Source organism: uncultured Marivirga sp., assembly GCF_963974845.1.
In the GTDB taxonomy this organism is placed as follows: Bacteria; Bacteroidota; Bacteroidia; order Cytophagales; family Cyclobacteriaceae; genus Marivirga; species Marivirga harenae.
On the sequence record NZ_CAXBEQ010000008.1, the window covers coordinates 201,085 to 225,289 of the forward strand.

A 24,205-nucleotide genomic window follows, 5' to 3' on the forward strand; every position below is an offset into this window, starting at 1 on the left:
ATCAATATGAAAAGAATATTTACCGCCTTAATGGCATTTTTTACATTTGCAGCTACGGCACAAGAGTATCAAAACCAAGGCAAATTTGAGCAATTGGATTACATGTTGAGGTCACCGAATGTTTACAGAACAGCTTCGGGAGCACCCGGTCATATGTATTGGCAACAGAAAGCTGACTACAAAATTGACGTTACACTTGATGAAGGCAAGAATCAAATCATTGGTTCTGAAACCATTACTTACACCAACAACTCACCAGATCAATTGACCTATTTATGGGTGCAGTTGGATCAGAACATGCGTGCCAAAAACAGTATGTCTTATGATGTAGGGGAGAATAGTGTTCCAAGCCGAGCTAGTGAAGGACAAATTGACCGGATGATGGGATACCCTGATTATGACGGTGGTCATAAAATCCAGAAGTTGGTAGATGCTGAAGGTAATGAAATGGAATACACGATCAATAATACGATGATGCGTATTGATTTGAAAAAACCATTGAAAGCAGGTGAAGAAATCTCTTTCTCCATTGACTGGTTCTACAATATTAACGATAGAGCACGAATGGGTGGACGTGGTGGATACGATTACTTTGAAGACGATGAAAACACTGTCTACACCATTACGCAGTGGTTTCCAAGAATGGCAGTTTATAACGACTTCGAAGGATGGCAAAATAAGCAATTCATCGGCAGTGGTGAGTTTGCATTACCATTCGGAGATTATGAAGTTAACATCACAGTTCCTGAAGATCATATTGTAGCTTCTACAGGTGAATTGCAAAATGCTGATGCCGTACTGACAGAGGATCAATTAGAGAGATGGGAAAAATCAAAAACCGCTGACGATCCTGTATTGATTGTGACAAAAAAAGAGGCTGAAAAAGCAGAAAAGAGTAAAGCAAAAGGGACCAAAACGTGGACTTATAAAGCTGAAGATGTTCGAGATTTCGCTTTTGGTTCTTCCCGTAAGTTTATCTGGGACGCTATGGGAGTTGATATAGATGGTAAAACAGTAATGGCAATGTCTTATTATCCCAAAGAAGCTTGGGGATTGTGGGACAAGTATTCCACCAGAGTAGTTGCACATACCCTAGAAGTTTATTCTAGAATGACAATACCTTATCCTTATCCTGTGGCAATATCTGTAGAAGCAGCCAACGGCATGGAATATCCAATGATTTGTTTCAACTATGGACGACCTGCTCCTGACGGTACTTATTCTGCCAGAACGAAATATGGAATGATAGGCGTAATCATTCATGAAGTAGGACATAATTTCTTCCCAATGATTGTCAATTCTGATGAGCGTCAATGGACTTGGATGGATGAAGGCCTAAATAGTTTCGTACAATTTGTTGCTGAGCAAGAATGGGAACCTAACTACCCAAGCAGAAGAGGCCCAGCAGGAAATATTGTTTCTTACATGAAAGGTGACAAACAAAATATCCGTCCTATTATGACCAATTCTGAAAATATAATTCAATTCGGTAATAACGCATACGGAAAACCAGCCACAGCCTTAAACATTTTAAGGGAAACAGTAATGGGAAGAGAGCTATTTGATAAATCATTCAAAACCTTTTCAGAAAGATGGGCCTTTAAACACCCTACTCCATCAGACTTTTTCCGCACCATGGAAGATGCTTCAGCAGTCGATTTGGATTGGTTTTGGAGAGGCTGGTTTTATAGCACTGACCATGTAGACATCGCAATCAAAGATGTAGAATGGTTCAAATTAGATTCGAAAAATCCTGATGTGGAAAACAAAATCAAAAAAGAAAGAGCCGAAGAAGAGAGTTATCATGTAACGCCAGACAAAAACAAAGACGAAGGAGTTAAGACTGTCGTAGAGAAGCATCCTGAGCTAAAAGATTTCTATAATAGCTTTGATCCATTTGAAGTGGATAGTGACGATAGAAAGGCTTACAAAACTTTTAGAGCTTCATTAACAGGTAAAGAGGAAGCACTTCTAGATGGTGGTTATAATTTTTATGAAGTTCAATATGAAAATAAAGGCGGATTAGTAATGCCGATCATCATTGAAGCCACTTATGCCGATGGAAGCAAAGAAACTTTCAAGTATCCTGCAGAAATCTGGAGAAAAAGAGAGAATACGGCCACAAAAGTAATCATTACACAAAAGGAAATCGTTCAATTTCAAGTAGATCCAAAAAGAGAAACAGCAGATGTGGACGAGGAAAATAATTACTGGCCACCAAGAAATATTCCTAATAAATTCGAACTGTATCAAATGAGGAATTCCACGCCAAGAGGCCAATCTCCAGCTGATAATGAAATGAGCAGAAATAAATAAAAACAATCAATGCTATTTAAAAAGGCAGAAGTAATCTTCTGCCTTTTTTTGTCTCTAAAATCGGGAACTCTTGTTAAAAACTACAGAATACTCAACTCAAAATAGTTTTGAACTGTGGTTTGCAGGCAAGAGGACAAAAAGACGGGCTAGTTAATAATGTGGGCTGAAGCATAATTACGTCTTGATTTTTTCTTTCTGCTACTATATAACAAGACTAAAAACTAGCTAAAGCTGGAGATTTAACCACAGAAGAATCAAAAGAAAACAAAAGAACAGCCAAAGGCTGTTTAACCCTGGCTCATATCCTGTAACACAGGACCATTTTGTTATCTTCTTTGAAGTTCAGTTCAATAGACTGCGGTTACTTGATCAAAAAGAAAGAAAAAACATAAAAGCACAAAATTTAATCTATAAAATAAATCTATCCATTATTCCCAAAACCTCAGATTTCATTAAAAACCATTAACTTTTATTTTGCCTATATTAACAAAGCTTTCCATCTTGGAATAGAATCCTGAAATCAGAGAACTCTAAATTACTTCTAAGTCATTATTCTGATTTCCCCTTCTTGAATAATGCAAATAAAACGATACTGAGACAAAAGAATGCCAAATTTCAAGTATTCAATTGCCACTATTCATATCCGTTTTGGATCAAATGAATTAAATTCTATAAGTGAGAACAACAATTACTCACAATAAAGTACTCAAAAAATCATTCAACAAAAAAGCCGAGCTTAGCTCGGCTTTTTATAAAAATTCAAATGTAATCTATTGAGCTTATCTTTCTACTTTAAAGTTAACTCTTCTATTTTTTGACCTATTCTCTTTTGTGTCATTAGGATATGCTGGTTCAGTTTCTCCTTTACCTACGTATTCCAATCGATCTTTCTTAACTCCATTATCGGTAAGATAATTGACAACTGACTGGGCTCTTTTCTCTGATAAGACTTGATTGTATTCTTCAGGTCCTGTGCTATCAGTATGTCCTATAATTACCACCTCAATATTACTATTATCTTTCATTACCTCTACCATCCTATTTAATTCAGAAATACTGCTTGGTAGCAACTTATAACTATCAAAAGCGAAGAAAACATTATTTAAAACAATCTCAGCTTTCTCCTTAACTGGAGCCATTATCATATCATTATTAAAGCTTTTAGATTCCTTTTGATTAGTTAGATCAACATTTTCACTTATAGGCAAATATCCTTTCACTTTAGCAATATACTGATACTCTTGTCCAGCTGGCAAGGCAATCTTATACTCTCCTGTAGTAGGATCAGTTTGAACTTTTCCTACCTCAGTACCATCTAATGTTTCATAAGATACAATTGCGTCAAGCGGTTCTTGGGTTTCAGCATCCACAACCCTACCTGAAATGGTGATTACCGGATTTAATTCGTTAAACAATGGCATTGCTAATCTGTAGATATCCATGTCACCAAGGGAATCTTCCTTAGTATAATAAGCAAAATTACCCTCTGCCGGCATACTAAAGAATAAATCATCTCCATTTGAATTTACTTGTGGCCCCATATTATAAGGCTCACTCCAGTTTTGCCAAGTATCGTCCAGTCTTTGCGTCATATAGATATCACTTTTACCAAATCCTATATATCCTGACGAAGAGAAGAAAAGTGTCTTATCATCAGCGGCAAGAAATGGAGAGGTTTCATCGGTTGCTGTATTCACATTTGCACCCAAGTTCATGGGTGCCGTCCATGATCCGTCTCTCTTTTCAAAACTGACATATAAATCTCTGTCACCATAAGAATCATCTCTTTTGACAGACATAATTAAGGTTTTTCGACTATTCGCTAAATAGAAATTAGCCTTCTCAGACATATTGTAGAAATCATCGATTGATAAACTTTCTGGTTTCGACCAACTTTCTCCTTCTTTTGAAGATACAGATACTCCTGAAAACATTTTACCTTTCTTTGCATCGTACTCATTTCCAATTAGCAATACCAAAGTGTTACCATCTGGTGTAATAGAACTTACCCAGTTAGGACCATCACTGTTCAGTGGTTCCCCTAAATTCTTGGCTTCTTTCCATTCATTCGTAGTGGTATCCAAATCGCTAACCCAGATGTCTTCATAATCTTCAATTCCGCCAATGTTGTCAGGATGAAATTTTCTACCAAAGAACAACTGCCTACCATCAGGACTTAAGATTGGTTTTAGTTCTTCATAAGGACTATTTACTTTTTCGTCTAGACGTTCTGAAACCAACTCTTCTTTCACATTCGGCACCAATTCTAATTGTAAATCAATTGGGGTCTCAGAATCAGTGATTCCTATTGCATCAATACTGTAATATCCGGGTACAGCTCCCCCATCAAATTCTAGTTTTACTGCCGCGACATTAAACTCTGTTAGTTCGGTAAACAATCTCAAGAACCTTCCTGGTTGATTTACAATAACAGGTTCTCTTTCGATCATAAGATACTCATTTCCAGCTTCATCATAAAAGAAAATCTTTGTTAAAGCACTGGGATTATATGACTCAGCAATTGCAATTTGTCTAATCGGTTTGGGATTATCGAAACCAACTTTCACAAATTCCTCTCGTCCTGGTCGACTTGGCGTCCAAGCGCTTGGACTACCTTCACCCCAAGGGTAGACGTTAGGTTTTCCAAGTAACTGCTGAACCGAATATTGGGTATCTTCCAATTCAGACGAAAATTCAATTACTCTATCTGCCCAATTGGCGTCTTGAGCTTTGGAACCAAAAAATGTTAAAAAAGATGCTAGTAGTACTAATAATGGTTTTTTCATTTTAATAAATTATTCTGTCTTCAATATTCGAGCCTCCACTCTTCTATTGTTTAATTTTGCCTCTTCTGTACTTTCTCTACTTAGAGGTTGGGTACCTCCAAATGCTTTTGTTTTAATTCTATCTGAACTTACGGACTTAGATGTCAAATAAGATTTCACAGCTTTCACTCTTTTCTCACTCAATCTCATATTGGCTGATGCACTTCCCCTAAAATCAGTATGACCTTCTAACTGAATTTCCATATTCGGATATTCGGTCAGCATATTTAACAATTTATCCAGTTCCGTATAAGAACCATCCATAATATCCGCTTTGCTTTGTTTAAAGTTAATGTCTAACCTTAAAAGTGAACCTGCTCCTGCCGGCATTAGGCTAAATATCAAGGGCTCATTTTTCGATTTAACTTCAATTTTTTCTTCAATGGCAATGTAACCTTTCGCCTCAACCTTTACTTTATACTCTTTGTTTTCCTTAACTTTAAAGGAAAAGTCACCTGTCTCTACATCCGAATGAAACATTCTTATATCAGCCCCATAAGGCAAGCTTTCTAAGGTTAAAGTAGCTTCAATCGGCCCTTCCAAAGCTTTATTTATCACTTTCCCTTCCAATTCCACCCATTTCGTACCTGGTTGTGCTGCAGCTAATTGAATGTAAGCCGTAAAGATAATATTTAATATAAAGAACAAACCTTTCATACAATAATTTCTTTTTATTTTCTAAAAAAATAATTGTGCAAAACTAAGTTTTAATATTGGAATACATATAAATATTCGATGAAAATAAAAGAATACTATTCGAGTGGCTTTTTATTATACATCAAATAACCAATATTAAATAGAAGCAGGAAAGGTGAGTTATCGTCATAGTAATGTGCAGATAAACTAATGGGACCTATTGGAGATTCATAAAACAATGCTCCCATACCGGATAAGTGGTAATCAGGAATAAGACCTGTCCTAGTAGTCTCTTCCCCAACCTCATTCCATTTAAACACCGGCTTAAAAGCATGACCTTCAACTCTTAATTTAAAGTCTTTATAAAGATTGATCTGATATTTCAATCCTCCTGCGAGGAAAGCTGGAGCACGAAAATTTTCTAAAAATAATCCTTGGCTTTCAAAAGTTGGCAAATAAGCAGGAGAATTTAAAATAGTTGCTCTATAATTACTGAAAGCTTTTATATTACTCCCTTTAGCTGTTATAGAAAATCCAATATCACCATATTTTAATGGATAATACTGTTCAAACTCTGCAGCAAATTGGATCCAATTATGCGATACTTGATTCAATCCCATTTCGGAAGTAGAGCCTGGTTCAAATGACTCGTCCCCATAAAAATGAGACACACTTAATCCAAATTTAACTCCCTCTGTTGGAAATACCTTTTTATTCAAATCTACATAATCTAACGCTATTTGGTGATCATAGCCATAGAACCTATTAAAATCCAAAGTGTCGGAAGATACATAACTGTCCCTGTTTGTGTATTCATTTACCTTCCTTAGCAAACTACTTTTTAATTCTATTTTCATCCTATCAAAAATAGGCGCGCCCACTCTGACCCCATAGTTGCGGTCAAATTGATTGATAGGTGATACTCTTCTATTATCCAAAAAATTGCCTGTTTTAAGAAAATCCCAGCCATTGTAATGAAAGAATGGGGTAACATAAAACTGATATCCAAAAGGAAATTGCATTTTTAAATCATAATGAAACGACTTATAAAATTGTCCTATGTTTACTGATGTGCTGTGATTAAACAACATGTAATTTAAATGATCATATCCCGCACCCATAAAGAAATTACTCAATCCGGATGAAGCAACATTTCCTCCAATCTGTAACCTTATATTTTGCTCGCCTTCTGAGGTCAATCTAAAAGCAAACGATTCTTTTTCATTTGAATATGTTATTTTAGGAAAAACCGTACTGAAATATGGATCCGCAATCAATTTATAGTAGTTATTTCTGACCTCCGAAATGTCTAATTCTAATTTATTTTCAGGGTTAAGAATTTTATTAATAAATCGGACTTCATCTGGTCTTAAGTTATTGTATTCAAAAACTGAAAATTTTAAGGGTTTAATATTCTTTTTGAAATCTTGTCTTAAGCTTTCAAAATCTTCCCGGCTTTTTCTTCGCTCCACCTTTTCAAGGATTTGAGGCATCTTTCTCATGGCTTCCGCATAACCACTGTCAATAATGGCACCGACTTTATTAAAATCAAAGCCAGTAATATCTACAGTATTGGGCTCTATAAATACACTGGAATTACCAAGGTCTTTAGGATTCACCTTATCCATGATCATGAAAAGCAAAGAATTCGATATCAATTTCTTGTCATCTTCAGGATAGTCTTCAAATATCTTAGTGGCAACATTAACACCAATCATAATATCAGGATCAAATTTCTCCTCTAATTTACTCGCTGGGAAATTATCATATATACCACCATCAAAAATAAATTCACCATCAATCTTTACCGGCTTATAAACATAAGGAACTGACATTGTAGCTCGTAAAGAATGACCCAAAACCCCCTTGTCCATATAAACAGATTTTTGGGTAAATATTTCGGCTCCAACAGCTGTAAACGGAATTAATAGATTAGCGTAATTTTCACCAGCTATTTGATTGGCTTGTGCAGTATATTCGACCAATGCAAAATTGAGGATTAAATCATTCGCTAATTTTGGACGTAAATTTGTGTCAAATGTAGAATCAACTCCTAAATTGATTTCTAACCATTGGGGACTAGGACTACTTTTGAAATAGTAAGTATTAAAATCATCTGGAAATCTTCCATCAATCCAATTTTGAAAGTTTTCAGACCGTGCAATAGAATCAATTTCCTCCGGACTGTAACCAGCAGCGTAAAAACCACCTACTACTCCGCCCATGGAGGTTCCCATTACATAGTCAATTGGAATTTCATTTTCTTCTAGTGCTTTTAAAACTCCAACATGAGCTAAACCCTTAGCTCCACCACCACTTAACACCAAACCTACTTTTTGCGAGTAAATATTTAGATGAAAAGCTATTAACACCAATAAAAGCAAAGGCTTTTTATAAAGGTACATTTTAGTGGGGTTTTTCTGTCAATTAACCTAAAGTCAAAAGATAAAGAACCAAAATTAATTTTATTGCATACCAGCCATTAAAACTTCATCTTCACTTTCAGGATAAGGAATCTGATCTAATTTAGATCTAATGTAGCTCTTATATCGATTAAAAGTAGATAGGTAATCTTCTTTAATAGGTTCGGATGGAGGTAAATCAACTTTCATGGCATCTACTTGCCTTCCATTTTTCCAAAAACGATAGCATAAATGTGGTCCGCTAGCCAAACCAGTACTACCTACATAACCAATGAGTTGGCCTTGTTTTACTTTTGACCCTGGACTAATTCCTTTTGCTATCCTGTTCATATGTAAATACTGGGTAGAATATGTAGCATTATGACGAATTTTTACATTCCTGCCATTATACTTCTCGTATAAGGCTTTAGTGATCACTCCATCCCCAGCTGCATATATTGGAGTTCCTGTTGGAGCTGCATAATCAGTTCCCAAATGGGCTTTATATCTTTTTTGGACAGGATGAAATCTTTTGGCAGTATATCTTGAGCTAATTCTGGTAAATTTCACCGGATATCTCAAAAATGCTTTTCTTAAGCTTTTACCCTCTTCATCAAAATAATCAACGCCATCTCCTTGATCAAAAGCAACTGACAAAAATGGATTATTGTAATGTATTAATTCAGCCCCTAATATTTCTTCAACACCAACTGACTTCCCATCTATATTTCTTTCCGTAAATAATACTTTGAATTGATCACCGGGATATATTTTAGTAAAATCAATTTGCCATCCGTACATATCGGCAACTAAATCGACCAATTCGGGCGTCCCTCCATTTTTCAGTATTTCTTCATAAAGTGAGGATTGAATAGTACCACTTATCGCTTTTTCTTTAATTTCCACAGGTCTCTTTTCCACATAAACATTAATGGAATCTTTCAAATTAAATACTACATATTCTTCAGGATTGGGCTCATAGACTAAAGCGGTGGCTGATGGTAAAGAATCAACGTCTTGATATATAACAGTGTATTTTTTATTAGGAGCTATTTTCCGTACATCAAAAACATTTTTGGCTACATTCGCCAATTGAAATATAGTTTGATGTGACACATTGTAGGCCAAAAGTATATCTGAAATACTTTGATTTCGCTTTACTGCATGCTCTTGAACTTGAAATGAATCTACCACCATGCCGTAAAGTATTGTTGGATCTGGCTGCAACAATTCTGCAGGAATTGAATCAGACTCTAGCTTCGCTTTTCCCTCAAGTTCCGAACTGGCGTAATACTCAAAAACAAAAAAATAGGTTAGTAAAACTAAAACCAATAAAATGAGTGCGCTAAAAATTTTTCTATTCATTTCTATTCAAACGATAATTTCTGTATTGCAATATTATTATATTTTTCTAAAAACCAATGAATTAGCTACTTTATTTTAAAGTAATTGTTTAATTTAGCATTGAATAAAATCCTTTCTTCTTGCTTAAACGATATTAATAAACATTGAGTATAAGCCGAAACTAATACAAAAAAGCCGATTTGCAATCAGTATGAGCCGAAAAATCTCCTAATAAACCACTCACTAAACAGAAGTAACAGTATCAATATATAAGGAAGGAAATTTTGTTTAATCGGAATAATTTCACTTTTCCCACTCAGTACTTTTGGATAATCTTTAGAAGCTAAATAAGCTCTCAGATCTTCAATTTGTCCTGACTTATAAAACTCTCCGTCATTTTTTTGGGCTAATCTTCTTAATAAATTGAAATCAGCCTGCAAATTTTGTTTCTCAATATCAAATTCATCTACAACAAACTGACCACTAGTTTCAAAGTTCTTACCTTGAATAATTGATTTAGCGACATATGCATAAACCCCTCCTTGCAAATTTCCAATTTCAAAATCAGGCTTCAATCTATCCGGAGTAAATTGAAAATCTAAAATGCTATCATTTTCATTTCTAATAATCAGGCTTACCGGCACACCGTATATTCTGTCATACACCTCATTATACATTTCAATTTGAAATTTCACGTTTTCATTATCTGCAAAGGATTCTTTTACAGGAAACGCTTTAAACCTATCCTTTTGATTATCAGCTGTTAAATAGCGAATGGTTTTCATAACCCAATCATCAAAAAGATCAAAGGCCTGTGTATTCAAAAACTCTACCATTCTCCAAATTCTGAAATTTTGAATCATCAAAGTAGCTTGTCTTACTTCATCATCATTATAAAATACAAAAACCGGTTGTTGAGTTTTTACATTACCCACTTGCTTCATCATTAAAGCTTTTGACAAGGGATGAAATTGATGATCCGCGAAAGGCATAAAAACTGGTGGCAGTTTCCCCTGAATTTCCGTTTTTTCTGAATTCAATTCAAAGAGATCGAATTTAGAACTGAAATAAGCGAACGCCTCATCTTTTTCATTCGAAGTTCTTAAATCAACCGATCTGTTGATTTCATTATGTAATCTATAATTCAAATTTGAGCCATTGATGAACCAAAGTGGAGTTCCTGCATTTTGAAGCTTATTAATTTCAGGAATAAATACATTGGAGTTATTAGGTAAATGAAACAATATCGCTAAGTCGAAATCTTCAATACTTTCAATTGGCTTATTATCTATTCCATGAATTGACATTTTGAAATCGTAATTATCATTTTGACCAATGGAAGCAGATAAAGCCTTTATGTCTGGGTGTGGATAAGGAGCCAAAAGTAAAACCCTCTTTTTACCTTCTACGACATTTATATAGACATTTTTTGAATTGTTATTTGGATTGAATTCATTCTCTAGGGATTCAATTTCCAGACTATAGTCTTGAAATCCCGTACTCTTCGCCTCTACTAAAAACTGAACAGTTTTCAACTCTTCGTCTCCCTCAAATCGGATAGATTTTTGAGCGATTTGATTACTTCCCCTTCTCAATATCAAAATCACACTTTCTCCTGAAAATCCGTTTTGGACAAGATCTACCTCAATCGGGAATTGATTACCTTCATAAGCCACCTTATTATATCGAACTTGTTGTATGGCTATATCTTGCTTTTGAGTTGTATCACCCAAACCAACGGTGGACAATTGAAATGGGAAGGCATAATAGTCCGGTGAGATCCCCTTATTATATATTCCATCTGAAAAAAGCACCACCTCAGAAATCAATCTATTGTCTATTTTATCTGACACATTTTTGATCGCGTCATTTAATGGGCTTTCTTTTCTATAATTCCTAATACTATCGACATTAGTAAGATCATTGCCTGAAAGGCCTATTATAGGGATGGAAACACCTTTTTGTTCTTCCAAATCTTGCTTCAAAACCTTTATGGCCTGAAAATAAGCTATTGAATTCTCGGGGCTTATCCCCAAAGATTCAGAGTCATCCCATAAAAAAACAATATTTGAGTTTTCGCTATTAGTTTTTTGCACATTTATAAATGGCTCTAACAATAAATACGCAATTATAGTAACCGCCACAGCACGAAGAACGAACAAGACCTTATTCCATACCGCTTGCCAAGGGGTTTTCTTTTTACTGTACAGCAAATAAGCATATCCCAAGCCAATTACTCCAAACAAAATTAGCCAATACGGAGAATAAGTAGTGTTTAACATATCAGAAAGCCAATTTTATCATTATTAGTCATTAATAAAAGGGATTTTTAAAAGCATTTCTAATTATTAGCTCTTTGTGATTAATGATTTTCCAGACAAATAGGGAATTACATTATAAATACTTTCTTGAACACAAAATTCTATATCTTTTACCACATTTAACTTAGCCAGTCTTTTTGCATGAGAAGAATCCTTCATATAAGTCATTATGTCCTTTTTAGCTGTAATATACATAGCTTCTGCAGCTAAAGGCGCGTCACATGCATATTCAAAATCATTTTTCAATAAATGGCATAACGCGCCAGCAAACAAAGAATCCTCTAAATTAAACTTCCCTTTCCAACCCGCACATAATACTATAATATCTTCATCTTTGTTTTTAAGATAGGCTGTTATTGCACCCAAATTTAAAAAGGCTCCAATCAATATCTCTTTTGCTTCTAGGCTTTTATTGATGGCCATGGTCCCGTTGGTGGTCGTAACTGCGATCTTCTCACCCCTTACTCTTTCCTCTAAATATTCAAATGGAGAATTCCCCATGTCAAAACCTTCGGCCCTGCTACCATTTCTTTCTGCCGCAGCCAAATAACCTTCATTTTGTAAGATTTTGCATTCTTCCAAAGTGGAAACCGGCACAATTTCTTTCACTCCATTTGCAAAGCCACTTACCATGCAAGAAGTTGCTCTCAAAACATCTACCACCACCACAATTTTATTATTCAAATCATATTGATGCAATAATTCTGGTGATAAACAAACGTCTATATTCTTCATACTTTTATCTTAACTATCTTGAAATACAAAAATTGCAAAATATTTTGGATTTTGAGCTTCATGATTGATAAGTCTACAGTTCAATAGGCAAACCAATCATTTTGATTAATTTTACTTTCCATGAAAGCAATTGTATTTATTTCTTTATTTTTCTTTGTTTTGGCTTGCAGTAGACCCAAAAATGAAGAGCAATCAGAAAAAGGCAAAGAACTTATTTCATACTCCCAAAATTTAAGCATTGAAGATTTTGGCGATTTCTATAAAGTTAAAGTTATCCAGCCTGCCGCGTCAGACAGTAGTTTTTTTACTTATATTTTGTTTAGAGAAAAAAAGAGTAAACCTAGTCTTAAAGCCGATGCACATATTTCAATTCCTGTTAAGGGGCTAATTTGCATGTCCACTTCTCATTTGCCAGCATTTACTGCCTTAGGAGAAAGTAAAGTAATAGTTGGCTTTCCGGGCACAGAACACATCTATGAACATAAACTTCAAACCTTAGTGAAGAGTGGTAATTTGCAAGATGTAGGACAAAAAAGCGGCATTAATGTCGAAAAAGTACTGAGCCTACAACCCGATGTGATGATGGCCTATACAATGGGTAGCAGTATGGAGCAATTGAACCCAATTAGAAAATCAGGGATTCCCGTAATCCTCAATTCAGATTACTTAGAAAATTCGCCTTTAGGTCGAGCAGAGTGGTTAAAATTAAGTGCAATATTACTAGATAAGTATACTGAAGGTGACAGTCTATTTAAAGCAATAGAACAGAATTATCTCTCGATCAAGGGCCAAGTTGCAAATAGTGAAACCAAGTCAAGTGTCATGACAGGTTTAATGTACGGGGATGTATGGTACGTTCCGGGAGGAAAAAGTTATGCAGCCCATTTTATTGAGGATGCGGGGGCTAGTTATCTTTGGTCTTCAACTCAAAAAACAGGAAGCCTAGAACTAAGCTTTGAATCTGTATTCAATCGAGCTAAAAAAGCAGATTTTTGGATTGGAGTTGCTTCTTTCACTTCTCTGCGAAATTTGAAAAATACAAATGTTAAATACAGCTTTTTTGATGCATATCAGAAACAAAATGTATTCTCTTACACAAAAAGGGTAAATGAAAATGGTGCTAATGATTATTTAGAAACTGGGTATATGAGACCAGATTTGGTATTAAAGGATTATATTAATCTTCTGCATCCCAATTTATTAACGGATTCAACACTAACCTATTACCAACGCTTAAATCCTTGATGAAACTTTCTAAATATCAAACTGTAGCTCTGTTGATTCCACTTTTGGGGATTCTATTTGTTTTTTCAATCAGTTTTGGCTCAGTCTATATCCCATTCGAAAATATTATAGGCGTATTAGTTGGAAATATGGCACAAGACCACCCAGAATATCACATTGTTTTATCTTATCGACTGCCGAAAGCCTTAACAATAGTTTTTGCAGGAGCTGCGCTGGGTTTTTCAGGTTTGCAAATGCAAACGCTTTTCCGAAATCCATTAGCAGGTCCTTTTGTTTTGGGAATTAGTTCAGGTGCAAGTCTAGGAGTGGCAGTATTAGTGCTCCTAGGTATTGGCGTAAATGGCGCATTAGCTTCATGGGGAATGGCACTTTCTTCGATCATAGGATCATCAATTATATTGCTACTCGTTGTTTTAGTCTCCATAAGATTAAAAGACAGCATGTCCTTGCTATTAGTGGGATTGATGTTTGGCGCTTTTACTTCTGCAATTGTGAGTATCATGCAATATTTCAGCACTGCAGATGACATTCAAAATTTTCTATTTTGGACCTTTGGTGCCACGGGTAACCTTAGCTGGGGAGAATTAATGATTTTCATTCCTGTCGTTACAACAGGCCTCGTTTTAGGTTATTTGCAGGCTAAACCCCTAAATGCTTTGTTAATGGGCGAAAACTATGCGCAAAGTATGGGCTTAAAAGTTCAATTTGTAAGATTACTCTTGGTAGTATCTACAAGTATTTTGGCTGGTATAGTGACTGCCTTTTGCGGCCCTATAGCTTTTTTGGGACTTGCTGTACCACACATCAGCAGGATACTATTCAAGACGTCCAACCATTTTATATTAATTCCTGCTACTTTGTTAATAGGAGCTTGTTTGCTTCTAATTTGTGATTTAATCGCACAAGTTCCCAATTATGATCTGATACTACCCATAAATGCTGTTACCTCACTTTTTGGAGCACCGGTTGTGATTTGGTTAATTTTAAAAAGAAAAAACATCAGTAAAAATTTTGGATAAACGAGCTCACATAATGACCACATCCGACTTATCTATAGGATACAGAAGCGGTAAATCTGAAAATAGATTGATGAACAACCTCAACCTATCCATTCCAAAAGGCAAATTGATCGCTTTGCTGGGTGCAAATGGTGTTGGCAAAAGTACGCTAATACGAACCTTGGCCAATCTTCAGGCTGCATTGCAAGGAAAAGTATTTTTGAATGACAAAGAAGTCAAAAACTACACTGCAAAAAATTTTGCTAAGCAAGTAAGCCTTGTGTTGACTGATCCAATTCAAAGCGGAAATTTGAATGTCAAGGATTTGGTAGAGATGGGACGCTATCCTTTCACTAATTGGACTGGAAGGCTACAGGCTATTGATCAGGAAAAAGTGGAAAATGCCATAAATTTGTGTGCCATAGCATATTTAAAAGATGCCAATATTGCTGAAATTAGTGACGGACAATTGCAAAAAGCCATGATTGCAAGAGCTTTGGCTCAAGATGGTGAATTAATGCTTTTGGATGAACCCACTGTTCATTTAGATGCCAATAATAGATACATAGTGTTAGAGCTTTTAAGGAAACTAGTTGATGAAACACAAAAGTCGATCCTCATAAGTACCCATCAAGTAGAAATTGCATTAAAAATGGCCGATCATATCTGGCTAGCTAATTGCGGTGAAGGGATTATTTCCGGATCACCTATTGAATTGATTAAAAGTGGCGATGTAGAAAAGTCATTTCCGTACTTGAAGAAATTGAATTTTTAATGATTGTAAAAATGACATTTACCCTACAAAGAATTCGAACCCTTTTTGAAACAAAACATGATGATTTCGACTTACTGGATTAGCAAACGGCTAATTAGTGGTTATAAAGCCAAAATTATGTTCGCTCAACCAGCGTTATCTATCATTTTCGATAGCTTCCATCTTAATAAAATCCAAAAAATATCATTAATTTCGTGTTTTAACACTATCAACTAACCAGTGAAACATTTTTTTAATAAGTCTATCAGAATCAGCGAAGAGAAACATTACTTAAAAGTTGTGAGCCAAGGCGAAAGAACTCAATTCAGTGTGGTATTACAAAACGCGGAGAAAATTCATAAGGCCATTCAATCCTCCAATAAAAAACTGGTACTTTTAGATTATAGACTTACAATTTTCAAACTACCTCATAACGAAGCCTTTAATTTATTGAAGGTTTTTGAGCTCAAACTTACAGAATTTAGAGAAGTGAAAATGGCTGTAATTATCAACCCAAGAACAGAAGAAGTAGGAAGTTTTTGGGCCTCAATTTGCAGAAAAAGAGGTTTTGACTATCGGAATTTCCAAGAAGAGCAGGAAGCAGAAGCTTGGCTATTAGCTGAGAATCAAGCTGGCTGACATTCCTTGCAAATCCCATTCATCGTGTAGCTTATGCTATTAAGCTGATAGCCGTTTCCTAATTCCACATCTGGGATTTTCACGTCCTCTAAGCAAAAGGTTTGGTTGCATTCTTCACAAATAAAATGGGCATGCTTATCTTGATGTACATGTTCTGGGCAGCTATCTGAACACATAGCATAGCGCATGTTGCCATTTGGATCAGGAGTTTGATGCAAAATACCATTTTCCTCGAAGGAATTTAAAGCTCTGTAGATCGTCACCCTATCATGACTTGCTTTTAGGTTTTTCTCCAGATCATTTACAGATAAAGCATGTTTTGTACCCATAAATATTTGGAGTATTTCTATACGTATGTGCGTTTTACGCAAACCGTTAGATTTCAATATATTTTCAGCTTTAACTGCTTTTTCCATTACTTTAATTTCTATTCCAAATATCGCGAAAATTGAGGAGAATTCAAATTAACGCAATAACATTGCTTTTTCTATATATTGCTATTCAACTGCTTCTCCCTGTAGCTGCTTCTGATACAATTCCTTGTAAGGTCCAGTTTGTGCCAAAAGCTCTTTTTCAGTGCCTTGCTCAACAATTACTCCATCATCAAGCACGATGATATAATTCGCTAATTTTGCTGAACTAACCCTGTGTGAAATAATAACACTTGTCCTATCTTCCATAATTTTCTTTAAAGCATTTAAGATAGCGTTTTCAGTTTTGGTATCCACGGCTGATAAGGCATCATCCAAAATCATGATTTTCGGATCTCTGGCTATTGCCCTAGCAATTGAGACTCTTTGTTTTTGACCACCGGAAAGCGTTATACCTCTTTCACCCAATTCAGTATCATATCCATGTGGAAAATCAATGATATTACTGTGCAGATCAGCATCTTTAGAAGCTTTCAACATTTGCTCCTCAGACAACCCCCTGCTACCAAATGTGATATTATTTCGAATAGAATCTGAGAATAAAAAGACATCTTGAGGCACATAGCCAATTTGACTTCTTAAATTTTCAACTTTATAATCCGCAATTGGAACATTATCAATGGTGATTTTTCCAGCCGTGGGATCATACATTCGGGTAATCAAATTGGCTATTGTACTCTTACCTGAACCTGTCGTACCTATAACCGCCAAGGTCTCTCCCTTTTTTACTGAAAAGCTTACCTCTTTTAATGCTTTAATGCCGCTATCAGGATAGGTGAAACTTACCTTATCAAAAACGATCTCCCCAGTAATTTCCTTTTCCAGGTTCATATCAGAAACAATTTCTGTTTTGGTTTCCAAAAATTCATTGATTCGTTTTTGGGAAGCTGCAGCCCTCTGAATAATACTTGTTACCCATCCCACAGAAGTTACAGGCCAAGTCAAAAGGTTGACATAAATTATAAATTCAGCAATATTTCCTGCACTCACCGCGCCATTCATAGCTTCTACACCTCCTATGTACACAACCAAAATCACACTTAGGCCCACCATACCCATTATTAAAGGGAAAAACAAGGCTTGAATGAATGTCAATTTCAAAGCTCTGAATTTATAATTATTGGTTTCCTTAGTGAAATTCTGTAGCGAATCTTCTTCTCGAACAAATGATTTCAATACTCTAATTCCCGAAAAAGCCTCCTGTACCAAGGTGGATAGCTGCGATTGGCTTTGCTGAATTTCCTCTGAACGTTTATTGATCAAATTATTGACAAAATATATACTTATTGAAAGGAAAGGAAGTGGAATAAGTGAATACCATGTCAAGGTCGGATTCACTGAAAACATGATTGGAATTACAATGCAAAAGAGGGTGATTAAATTAACAGAATACATGATAGCAGGCCCCAGATACATCCGGACTTTACTCACATCTTCGGAGATCCTGTTCATGATATCCCCTGTATTATTCCTTCTGTAAAAGCTTAATGGTAATTTCTGATAATGATTATAGATTTCATTTTTCAAATCATACTCAATGTGTCTGGACATCACTATAATGGTCTGCCTCACTAGGAATAGAAACAAGCCTCTTCCCAGTGCTAAAAGGATAATTATTCCCCCATAGATCAAAATGGCAGAGGCGAAAATTTCATAATAATTTTCCTGCAATTCAAAGTTTTCGAACATGCGATACATCTCTATATTTTCCTTCACTATATTGAAGGCATATCGAACCACCTGAGCAGGAAATACCGCAAAAAAGTTGGACACAATCATAAAGAGAATGCCTAAAAGCAGTAAATATTTATATTTTAGTAAGTACTTATTAAGGTGCTTTAATTCTATCACGAAATTAACAACGTTTGATGAAGTAGTTGGTTCAAAGTAATTATTTGAACCAAAAAACTGTAGAATTCGAAGTGCAAATATAGTATTAGCAAATAGATTGAATTCACTTTTAAGCCAATTTATGGAAATTTTTCAAATTATTATTTGTTTGTGCTAGTAGATTAAATATTGCCAAACAAGCAAATACAAAATTTTATTTCATAAATACGCATCTTTAAAAACTATCATTTTACTTTATAGAGAGAATGCTCCAGTACTATTGGATTTATACAATTTGAATCATAATTGATTTGCATCAATAAATAAGTTAATTTTGCGACAATATTTCCCGAAAGTTAGGGAAACAGGAAACGACTTTTAGATATCAAAATTAATTCCAAGATGGTTGAATTAAATGAAAAAGAAGCCCAAAAAACATTTTCAGCATTCAATACAATCGCTGAAATGGGCCATGAACAAGTAGTTTATTGTTATGATAAACCCACAGGCCTTAAAGCCATAATTGCCATTCACAATACCATTTTAGGTCCTGCCTTAGGCGGAACAAGAATGTGGACCTATCAAAATGACCAAGAAGCTCTTATTGATGTGCTCCGATTATCAAGAGGGATGACTTACAAAGCCGCTATTTCAGGTTTAAATTTAGGAGGCGGAAAAGCTGTCATTATTGGTGACCCAAAGAATTTAAAAAATGAAGCTTTCCTAAGAAGATTCGGAAGATTTGTGGACAGTTTGAGCGGTAGATACATCACCGCTGAAGATATGAACATGAACACTTCGGATATGGTGCATATTTCTTATGAAACCGACTATGTAATGGGATTGCCTGAATCAATGAACGGAAGTGGGGATCCTTCTCCTGTTACTGCCTATGGAGTCTTTATGGGCATGAAAGCCACGGCAAAAAAAGCTTATGGTAATGATAATCTGCATGGAAAGAAAATATCGGTTCAAGGTGTTGGTCAGGTCGGGCACTATTTGGTTGATCATTTAATTGAAGACGGAGCAGAAGTCACCATTACTGATATTAATGAGAGCAATATCAAAAGAGTAACAGACAAGCATAAAGTGAAAGTGGTAAAGCCTGAAGAGATTTATGATGTGGATGCCGATATTTATGCTCCATGTGCAATGGGCGCTACTATCAATGATGATTCAATTGCGAGATTGAAAGCCAATGTAATTGTAGGTGCTGCTAACAACCAATTAGCTGAAGAAGTAAGACACGGAGAAATGCTTAAAGATAAAGGCATATTTTATGCACCTGATTTCTTGGTAAATGCAGGTGGTATTATCAATATTTTTCCAGAACTAATGAGAAACTACAACAAACCCTTGGCTTTAGAGCAAACTGAAAAAATATACGGTAAATGTCTAGAGATATTAAACAAAGCAGAAGCTGAGGGGAAAACATCTCATCAAGCCGCAATAGAAATTGCTGACAAGCGAATGGCTGACATGGGCAAAGTGAAATTAGCTTACTAAGTTTTGAATTATTAATTTTGCAAGGAAGGCAGTAATCTGTCTTCCTTATTTATTTATTATCGTTCTTTTTATTATTGATTATGCTGAACAGAAGGTCCTTAAGAATTAAAGTTATGCAAGCGCTTTATGCGGTTCAAAAATGTGAAGATGCAAATTTTGAGTTAGCGCTAGACCACATTGATGATATCTTTACTCCAGATTTGAACTCTATGGAAGTGCAGGACAAAGCGCTATTAAAACAAAATGCTAAAATTGCTAAAAAAGTATTCAAATCGAATTTCCAATCCAGACAAATTAAAGAAGAACAGGATAGCAATCCAGAGATTCGTTCAGCTGTTAGTGATGCCCTAGATTTATTTCAAACAAATGTAAAAAAAGACATCTCCTTCATTAAAAAAGATATGTTGGAAGCTGTTAATACACTACTAGAAAACTACTATCTGTCCATTAAACTTCTCGAAGAATTTTCCGAATTGGCCTTGGAGGATGTTGAGAAAAGAAAAACCAGACTGAATGACAGTGGAAAACAAGTTTTTGAAAGTGAACTGAACCTTTTTAAAAACAAGGGCATCAAGATCATTAAGGAGAATGATGCATTACAAAATGAATTTACCCGATTTGGTACTAGTTGGGAAGATGATATGTTGGATGTTCAAGAGTGGTACAGGGACATTTTAAAAAAAGCAGACTTCTACAAGGAATATGTGCTCAAAAACGAACCTTCGTTTGAAGAAGATGTAGAAACTTTAGATAAAATTACTCGTCAGGTGATTTTGAAAAGTGAGGCCATTACCAATTTTATGGCAGAACGAGATTTGTACTGGGAAGAAAACAAATCTGCTTTGAAATCAATGTTAAAGAAAAGCATCAAATCCTTGGATGAAATGACTCAACATATTGAATTAATAGAACTTTCTGCCAATTGGGAAGAAGATAGCGAATTCTTCAAAAATCTATTTCAAGAAACGATTGTAAATAATGAAGAATATGAAAAAATAGTCTCCGATTTTGCAAAAAACTGGGCCACCGATCGAATAGCTGTTGTAGATATGATTATATTAAAAATGGCTGTGGCAGAAATGCTTAATTTCCCAAGCATACCTGTAAAAGTGACAATAAATGAGTATATTGAACTTTCCAAGAATTATAGTACGCAAAAAAGCAAGCAATTTGTTAATGGCTTATTAGATAAAATCTCAATAAGTTTAGAGAAGGAAGACAAAATCAAGAAAAGTGGTAGAGGTTTGATTGACAACAAATAACTTCACCACACTAATTGCGTAAAAACCAAAAAACTTTGATTGTACATTTGAATCATTTTATATGTGCAGTATATTTGACAGCTAAAGGAAAAAATTATGAGTAAAGGAAGTAACTTATTTGCATTTTTAGCAGGAGCAACTGCAGGAGCAATTGTTGGAATCTTGTACGCACCTGACACTGGTGTGAATACTAGAGATAAACTGACTTATCGTCTAGGTAAATATAAAGAAATGTTGGAAGATTTACTTAATGACATTTCAGAAGGAGAAGATTTAGGTTTGAGCACGGCCAGAAGTGATGGAGAAAAAGTGGTAAGTTCTGCGAAAAAAAAAGCAGAACAGTTATTGACTGATGTTGATGCACTGCTTGGGCAAATCAAAAGCAAAGACGAAAAAACTAAATAAATTTCAATTAATTAATATAACTCAATTATGAAAAGATTAATATATGCTATTTTCGCAATAGGATTATTGTCATTCACCGCATGCAATGGTGATCTAGAAAAAAGAGTGACCGATTTAGAAAGAAGGGTTGCTGCTTTAGAAGGAAATGGTGGCAGTACTGCTTCCAACAGTCCAGCTGTCCAGATGGCTAATCAAAGTACTTCTCAAGTCAAATCGACTTCCAATGAAAAGCCAGAAGGGCCATTGCCTAAAATGGAATTTTCTGAAAAAGTACATGACTTTGGTAGAATTACAGAAGGCGATGTAGTAACTAAAGTGTTTACGTTCAAAAATACAGGAGAGGCTCCGCTGATCATCTCAAATGCGACTTCTTCTTGTGGATGTACAGTACCTTCATATACTGAAGAGCCAATAGCTCCTGGTGAGGAAGGCGAGCTAGAAGTAAAATACAACTCAAGAGGTAAAAAGAATCAGGATAACAAAGTTGTCAGAGTTACAGCTAATACTTGGCCTGCAACAAATAACATTACAATTAAAGCATTTGTAGAACCTAAGGCTGACAATACAAGTGCTGGACCCATAAAACAATAATTATTAATGATACAATTTATTATAGCACAAGCCACTACAGGTGACGATAGCGCTTGGATGAGCCAATTACTTTTATTTGGCGGTATAATTTTAGTTTTCTATTTCTTTATGATCCGACCACAGCAAAAAAAGCAGAAAGATCAAAAGAAATTTATTGCTGAAATTAAAAAAGGAGACAGCGTGGTAACCATTGGTGGACTTCATGGAAAGGTTTTTCAAGTGGAAGAAGATAAAATCATTCTTGAGATAGACAAAGGAACAAAAATGATTTTTGAAAAATCTGCTGTATCGTTAGAGCAAAGCAAAAAACTTCAAGAGAAATAATTTATTGAAGCGAATTGAAAAAATAGGAGATTGGCTGAGCAATATATTTTTGCCTCATTCAAATGACACGATTAAAGTGGTAGTTCTGTGCATAGTCACAGCTACCACTTTTTGGTTTTTCAATGCGCTTAATGATAACTATTCAACCAGAATTAGCTATCCAATAAAATTTACTTACTCTGATTCTTCTCTAGTTGTAGTAGAAGAACTTCCCAAAAAAGTTAGCATCAACGTAAGTGGAGGCGGCTGGAATTTACTCAGAAAAACATTCTGGTTTACAATTACACCGGTTGAGGTTCCATTAGAAGACCCTGTAAATCAAAATTATATATTAGGGAATTCACTCTACACTTTAATCGCTGACCAGATGAATGAAATCCAGCTGAATTTTGTAGAGAATGACACACTAAGGATAGAGATTGATTCCATAAGAACTGCAAATTCAAAACTGTTACTAGACAGTACTAAATTTAGCTTAGCAGATGGCTACAGAATCATTTCCCCTATCAAAAAATCACATGATTCTGCTGCCTTTTCAGGGCCTGAAAGATTTATCAATAAAGTACCGAACGAGCTGTCTATAGAAATTAAAGAAGAAAATATCTCAAGTAATTACTCTGAAGATATTTACTTGCCTACTTTTGGTTCAAGCTTGGTAAACCGAAATCCTGTGGAAATAACTGTGAGTTTTGAAGTAGCTAAATTCATCCAGCAAGAGTTGATGTTGCCGTTTGAAAAAATTAATTTACCTGAAGATTCGAATTCTTATATGTTTAGCGATAGTTTGGCACGAATATCATTTAAGATTCAGGAAAACTTAGCTGGTAATTTCAACTTAGACAGTATTCAACTAGTAGTTGATTTTAAGCAAATTAGTGCCTCGGATAGTATAACGAAACCTATTTTAGCATCTGTTCCAAGTCAGTTAAAAGATTTGGATATTAAAATAGATTCCATTCAATATCAGTATATTAGGGAATGAAGAAAATTGGCATTACTGGAGGAATAGGAGCTGGCAAGAGTTTAATCTGTAAAATCTTTGAGATTTTAGATATTCCCAACTACCCTGCAGATTATAGGGCGAAGTGGCTTCAATCAAACGATTCGGAACTTAAGGCAAAAATCGCCTTCCATTTTGGAAAAGAAGCCTATTTTGAAAATGGCGAACTTAATAGAAATTATTTGAGTAAAGAAGTCTTTGGTGATGATGAAAAATTAAAACTACTCAATAATCTGGTACATCCAGCCGTTGCAGAAGATTTCAAAAATTGGTGTAAACAGTACTCAAATAAACCTTATGTTTTAAAAGAAGCCGCCCTTCTATTTGAAACGGGTTCTTACAAACAACTAGATGCTACTATTAACGTCCACGCAAACCAAGGACTACGGCTCCAAAGAACATTAGAAAGAGATCCGAATAGAACAAAAGAAAGTGTCTTGTCCATCATGAAAAAACAGTTCTCCGATGAGAAGCGAATAGAATTGGCAGATTTTGTTATTTATAATGACAAGAGTCAGTCTGTAATTAAGCAAGTTATGCGCTTGCATGAGTTGTTAGTCGAATGATTTTTAGTCAAATCAAAAAGACCACTTTTGGCTTTCATTTTCACAACTTTCCCGAAAAATAAGAGGTAAGACAAT

At 35.2% G+C, this 24,205-nt stretch carries 20 protein-coding genes; 12 read left to right on the plus strand and 8 right to left on the minus strand.

What is annotated here, in order from left to right:
* Positions 1-6: 6 nt before the first annotated feature.
* On the plus strand, positions 7-2,316 hold the full coding sequence (locus AAC601_RS16815) for a M1 family metallopeptidase (protein ID WP_340153902.1): 2,310 nt from the start codon (positions 7-9) through the stop codon (positions 2,314-2,316).
* Between the two features lie 779 nt (positions 2,317-3,095).
* Here the strand turns inward: AAC601_RS16815 and AAC601_RS16820 are convergent.
* The 6 genes from AAC601_RS16820 to AAC601_RS16845 form a co-directional block, all read right to left on the minus strand.
* Complete coding sequence (locus tag AAC601_RS16820) at positions 3,096-5,102, minus strand: OmpA family protein (protein WP_340153903.1); 2,007 nt, start codon at positions 5,100-5,102, stop codon at positions 3,096-3,098.
* 9 nt (positions 5,103-5,111) lie between these two features.
* The gene (locus tag AAC601_RS16825) at positions 5,112-5,798 is read right to left on the minus strand and encodes an OmpA family protein (RefSeq protein ID WP_303270815.1); all 687 of its coding nucleotides are present in this window, start codon (positions 5,796-5,798) and stop codon (positions 5,112-5,114) included.
* A gap of 95 nt (positions 5,799-5,893) precedes the next feature.
* Positions 5,894-8,182 (minus strand): patatin-like phospholipase family protein, encoded by a 2,289-nt coding sequence (locus AAC601_RS16830; protein WP_303270816.1) that lies wholly within the window; start codon positions 8,180-8,182, stop codon positions 5,894-5,896.
* Positions 8,183-8,242: 60 nt separating this feature from the next.
* Positions 8,243-9,544 (minus strand): peptidoglycan DD-metalloendopeptidase family protein, encoded by a 1,302-nt coding sequence (locus AAC601_RS16835; RefSeq protein WP_303270817.1) that lies wholly within the window; start codon positions 9,542-9,544, stop codon positions 8,243-8,245.
* Between the two features lie 185 nt (positions 9,545-9,729).
* The gene (locus tag AAC601_RS16840) at positions 9,730-11,805 is read right to left on the minus strand and encodes a hypothetical protein (RefSeq protein WP_303270818.1); all 2,076 of its coding nucleotides are present in this window, start codon (positions 11,803-11,805) and stop codon (positions 9,730-9,732) included.
* A gap of 66 nt (positions 11,806-11,871) precedes the next feature.
* Positions 11,872-12,579, minus strand: a complete 708-nt coding sequence (locus tag AAC601_RS16845) for a 2-phosphosulfolactate phosphatase (protein ID WP_303270819.1) — start codon at positions 12,577-12,579, stop codon at positions 11,872-11,874.
* Between the two features lie 120 nt (positions 12,580-12,699).
* On the opposite strand from AAC601_RS16845, the gene AAC601_RS16850 reads away from it, so the two are divergent.
* The 4 genes from AAC601_RS16850 (at position 12,700) to AAC601_RS16865 (ending at position 16,215) form a co-directional block, all read left to right on the plus strand.
* Complete coding sequence (locus AAC601_RS16850; RefSeq protein ID WP_303270820.1) at positions 12,700-13,824, plus strand: ABC transporter substrate-binding protein; 1,125 nt, start codon at positions 12,700-12,702, stop codon at positions 13,822-13,824.
* Positions 13,824-14,843: an iron ABC transporter permease gene (locus AAC601_RS16855; protein ID WP_303270821.1), complete on the plus strand. Its 1,020-nt coding sequence runs from the start codon at positions 13,824-13,826 to the stop codon at positions 14,841-14,843. The genes AAC601_RS16850 and AAC601_RS16855 overlap by 1 nt, the downstream gene beginning before the upstream one ends.
* Before the next feature lie 13 nt (positions 14,844-14,856).
* Positions 14,857-15,597, plus strand: a complete 741-nt coding sequence (locus AAC601_RS16860) for an ABC transporter ATP-binding protein (protein WP_303270822.1) — start codon at positions 14,857-14,859, stop codon at positions 15,595-15,597.
* A gap of 219 nt (positions 15,598-15,816) precedes the next feature.
* Positions 15,817-16,215, plus strand: a complete 399-nt coding sequence (locus tag AAC601_RS16865; protein ID WP_303270823.1) for a hypothetical protein — start codon at positions 15,817-15,819, stop codon at positions 16,213-16,215.
* Here AAC601_RS16865 and AAC601_RS16870 read toward each other — a convergent pair.
* Complete coding sequence (locus tag AAC601_RS16870) at positions 16,203-16,631, minus strand: Fur family transcriptional regulator (protein ID WP_303270824.1); 429 nt, start codon at positions 16,629-16,631, stop codon at positions 16,203-16,205. The genes AAC601_RS16865 and AAC601_RS16870 overlap by 13 nt on opposite strands.
* Before the next feature lie 81 nt (positions 16,632-16,712).
* A complete protein-coding gene (locus tag AAC601_RS16875; RefSeq protein WP_303270825.1) occupies positions 16,713-18,497 on the minus strand; it encodes an ABC transporter ATP-binding protein in 1,785 nt (594 codons plus the stop codon).
* Positions 18,498-18,878: 381 nt separating this feature from the next.
* Here AAC601_RS16875 and AAC601_RS16880 point away from each other — a divergent pair, with 381 nt between their 5' ends.
* The 7 genes from AAC601_RS16880 (at position 18,879) to coaE (ending at position 24,130) form a co-directional block, all read left to right on the plus strand.
* Positions 18,879-19,982, plus strand: coding sequence for a Glu/Leu/Phe/Val dehydrogenase (locus AAC601_RS16880; RefSeq protein ID WP_303270826.1), 1,104 nt, complete (start codon positions 18,879-18,881; stop codon positions 19,980-19,982).
* Positions 19,983-20,095: 113 nt separating this feature from the next.
* Positions 20,096-21,244 carry a transcription antitermination factor NusB gene (gene nusB / locus AAC601_RS16885; protein ID WP_303270827.1) on the plus strand — a complete coding sequence of 383 codons (1,149 nt, stop codon included), beginning with the start codon at positions 20,096-20,098 and terminating at the stop codon, positions 21,242-21,244.
* Between the two features lie 96 nt (positions 21,245-21,340).
* On the plus strand, positions 21,341-21,649 hold the full coding sequence (locus tag AAC601_RS16890; protein ID WP_303270828.1) for a YtxH domain-containing protein: 309 nt from the start codon (positions 21,341-21,343) through the stop codon (positions 21,647-21,649).
* A 27-nt stretch (positions 21,650-21,676) separates the two neighbouring features.
* The gene (locus AAC601_RS16895; RefSeq protein WP_303270829.1) at positions 21,677-22,240 is read left to right on the plus strand and encodes a DUF1573 domain-containing protein; all 564 of its coding nucleotides are present in this window, start codon (positions 21,677-21,679) and stop codon (positions 22,238-22,240) included.
* A 6-nt stretch (positions 22,241-22,246) separates the two neighbouring features.
* Positions 22,247-22,564: a preprotein translocase subunit YajC gene (gene yajC, locus AAC601_RS16900; protein WP_303270830.1), complete on the plus strand. Its 318-nt coding sequence runs from the start codon at positions 22,247-22,249 to the stop codon at positions 22,562-22,564.
* A gap of 4 nt (positions 22,565-22,568) precedes the next feature.
* Entirely contained in the window at positions 22,569-23,546 is a 978-nt protein-coding gene (locus AAC601_RS16905; protein WP_303270831.1) for a hypothetical protein, read from the plus strand.
* A complete protein-coding gene (gene coaE / locus AAC601_RS16910; RefSeq protein WP_340153904.1) occupies positions 23,543-24,130 on the plus strand; it encodes a dephospho-CoA kinase in 588 nt (195 codons plus the stop codon). Before AAC601_RS16905 ends, coaE begins: the two co-directional genes overlap by 4 nt.
* The last annotated feature ends 75 nt before the right edge of the window (positions 24,131-24,205 follow it).